Raw genomic sequence first — 3,231 nt, 5'->3', positions numbered from 1 at the left:
GGACGGGCGGGGCATGCCCCGCCCCTACAACGCCCCGACGAAACCGTCCCCACCCAATCCAAAAATACACACAAAGGAGATCACACCATGTTCTGTACGAAATGCGGAAACAAGATCCGGGATGACGCGAAATTCTGCACGTTCTGCGGTGAGCCGGTGCGCCGTCCGAACCCGTCCGCCGAGCCGCAAACGCCCGGCTCAGTCCCGAATGCCGGGGAAATGCCTCCCGTCGAGCCGTCCGTTCCAGGCGTAACCCCACCTGTGGCCCCCGTTCTCCCTGAGGAGCCCGTTCTCCCCGAGGAGCCCGTCGTCCCTGACGAGCCTGTCATCCCGGAGGAGCCCGTCGTCCCCGAGGAGCCCGTTGTCCCCGAAGAGCCCGTCGTCCCCGAAGAGCCCGTCGTCCCCGAAGAGCCCGTCGTCCCCGAGGAGCCCGTTGTCCCCGAGGAGCCCGTCGTCCCCGAGGAGCCCGTCGTCCCCGAAGAGCCCGTCGTCCCCGAGGAGCCCGCCTTCTCCGACATGCCCCCCATTCCTCCGGAGCCGCCCGTCTCCGACATGCCCCCCATTCCCCCGGAGCCGCCCGTCTCCGACATGCCTCCCATCCCGGAAGCTGCCCCGCGCAAGCGCCGCAATACCGGTATGCTTGTCTCACTCATCGCGCTGGGCGTCGTGGTCGTCGGCGCGGCCGTCGGCGGCTTCCTGCTGTGGCACGGCATGAACGCCAAGCTCGAGCGCGAGCGCTCCGACCATGCGCTGGAGCAGAGTCAGGCCGAGGCCCAGCTGAGCGACCTGCAGGACGCCCTCGACCAGTCCAACGAGAACTATGACGCCCTGTATAACGACTACTATGACCTCGTGCAGGAATACTCCCTCCTGCAGCAGCAGAACGAGAACGTCTCCGACCTGCAGGCCCAGTACGATGCCCTGTCCGACGCCTATGACGAGCTGTCCAAAAATTACAACGAATTTGCCGATATGGCAGAGTTCTACAACAGCAATGCCTGCGTCGCCAGCGACAACAACGACTATTACCACACCTACGCCTGCGAGGACTGGGACCGTCAGGCCTTCTACATCTTCAACACGGCCTATGCCGAAAACGAGCTGGGACTCAAGCCCTGCCCGAAGTGCCGCTGAGGCACGGGAAAGGATCATCCATGGAATCGAGATTTTCTGTAGACACGACCATTGACGCCGATATCCAGTATGAGGCGTCCAAGAGCCTTATGCCGCGCTATGTGCAGCTGCTGACGTGGGTCTGCTTCGGCCTGTCCGTCGTGCTGCTGGGCATCATGGTCTGGCAGTACGTTATGACGAAGAACACCATGCATCTCGTGCTGGCCCTTCTGCTCGTGCTCGTGGTGGGCTATGCCCTGTTCAACCAGCTCCGCGGCCCGCGCACGGCCCTGCGCCGTTGGCAGCAGAACATCCAGTCGAAGTACGGCTCAAACGCCCTGCACCTCCACACGGATTTTTATGACCTCACCCTCGCCCAGACCCTGCAGGAGAACGGCGAGGTCCTCGATGCCGGGTATTCCACCATCACGGAGCTGCGCGAGACGGAGCATCTGTTCCTCCTGCACTGCGGCCGCCAGCAGTGGTACTTTGTGAATAAGGCCGGTTTTACGAAGGGCACGCCGGACGAATTCCGCGCGTTCATCTCCGAAAGAATCGGGGGCTGATCATGCGCAGCAATTCCGGCAAGCCGCTGGGCATTTACGTCCACATCCCCTTCTGCAAGAGCAAGTGCGAATACTGCGACTTTTACTCCCTCGGCGGCAGCCGCGACCGCCGCACGACGGACCAGTACCTGCAGGCGCTGGCCGACCACATCCGCGAAACGGGCCGCCTCGCGCCGGACTACACGGTCGACACCGTCTACTTCGGCGGCGGCACGCCGAGCTTCTTCGGCGCGGAGAATCTGGAAAAAGTTCTTGACGAGCTGCAGAAGCGCTTCCATTTCGGCGCGGACCCCGAGATCACGCTCGAGGCCAACCCCGACAGCGTCACGCCGCAGGGGCTCAAGCGGCTGGTCCGCGCGGGCTTCAACCGCATCTCCATCGGCGTGCAGTCCGATCAGGACGACATGCTCAAGCGCCTCGGCCGTCCGCATACCTACGAGCAGGCGCGCATGGCCGTCGTCCGCGCGCGCGAGGCGGGCTTTGCCAACCTCTCGCTCGACCTGATGTTCGGCCTGCCGAACCAGACGCTCACCGGCTGGCGCGACACGCTCGAGAACGTCCTGCGCCTCAAGCCGGAGCACATGTCCTGCTACGCCCTCAAGGTCGAGCCGAACACGCCCCTGTGGGAGTACCGCGACTGCGCCAACCTCCCGAATGACGACGTGCAGGCCGATATGTACCTTGCCGCCTCGGAGATCCTGCAGGACCACGGCTACGAGCACTACGAGATTTCCAATTTTGCCAAGCCCGGCTTCCGCTCCCGCCACAATCTGAAGTACTGGACGGGCGGCGAGTACCTCGGCTTCGGCCCCTGTGCCGCCTCGGACTTTGCGGGCAAGCGCTTCACCATCGAGCCGGACCTGCGTGCCTATGTCGAGGGCATCGCCCACCACGGCTCCGTCCTCTCGGAGTGCGAGACCATCCCCCCGCGCGAGCGCGCCGGGGAGTACGTCATGCTCCGCTCGCGCATCGTCTCCGGGCTGGACGCGCAAGAGTACGAGCGCAGCTACCTGCTGCCCTTTGCGCCGCTGCAGCAGCTGCTCGAGCGCTTTGCCGGGCACGGCCTCGCCGCGCAGAGCGGCTCCCGCTGGTACCTGACCCCGCGCGGCTGGCTCGTCTCGAACCGCATCATCCTCGCGCTGCAGGATGCACAGGAAAAATCCACCCCACTGGCCAAGAAGCGGTAATGCGTTGTAGGGGCCGGGCTGTCCCCTCCCGGCTGCGCACTTCCGACCCGTACCAGCTATCGTTAAAACGGTAAAGTCTCCCGACTTGTCATTGCGAGGGCGCTTTGCGCCCGTGGCAATCTCGGGAAGGCATTTGCAGCCCGTACCGGCTGTCGTTAAATGGTGTGCACCACTGTAGGGGCCGGGCATGCCCCTCCCGGCTGCGCACTTCCGACCCGTACCGGCTATCGTTAAAACGGTAAAGTCTCCCGACTTGTCATTGCGAGGGCGCTTTGCGCCCGTGGCAATCTCGCAGAACCGGGGTGGATAACAGGACACTTTCGGCGAAAACGTAACTGCCTTCCCGAGATTGCCACGTCGGCCTG

3 protein-coding genes are annotated in these 3,231 nt (G+C 64.1%); all 3 read left to right on the top strand.

Annotated elements, in window-relative coordinates; genetic code table 11:
• The first annotated feature begins 87 nt into the window (after nt 1–87).
• Genes WMO66_RS00595 through hemW form a run of 3 tightly spaced genes read left to right on the top strand, consistent with a single transcriptional unit; the run spans nt 88 to nt 2,866 of the window.
• On the top strand, nt 88–1,134 hold the full coding sequence (locus WMO66_RS00595) for a zinc-ribbon domain-containing protein (protein WP_349134466.1): 1,047 nt from the start codon (nt 88–90) through the stop codon (nt 1,132–1,134).
• 20 nt (nt 1,135–1,154) lie between these two features.
• Nucleotides 1,155–1,679: a YcxB family protein gene (locus tag WMO66_RS00590; RefSeq protein ID WP_349134465.1), complete on the top strand. Its 525-nt coding sequence runs from the start codon at nt 1,155–1,157 to the stop codon at nt 1,677–1,679.
• A 2-nt stretch (nt 1,680–1,681) separates the two neighbouring features.
• Complete coding sequence (hemW, locus tag WMO66_RS00585) at nt 1,682–2,866, top strand: radical SAM family heme chaperone HemW (protein WP_349134464.1); 1,185 nt, start codon at nt 1,682–1,684, stop codon at nt 2,864–2,866.
• Nucleotides 2,867–3,231: the final 365 nt, after the last annotated feature.

The organism is Faecousia intestinalis (assembly GCF_040096185.1).
GTDB lineage: Bacteria > Bacillota > Clostridia > Oscillospirales > Oscillospiraceae > JAZOXB01.
This window is presented reverse-complemented; position numbering and strand designations above follow the sequence as displayed.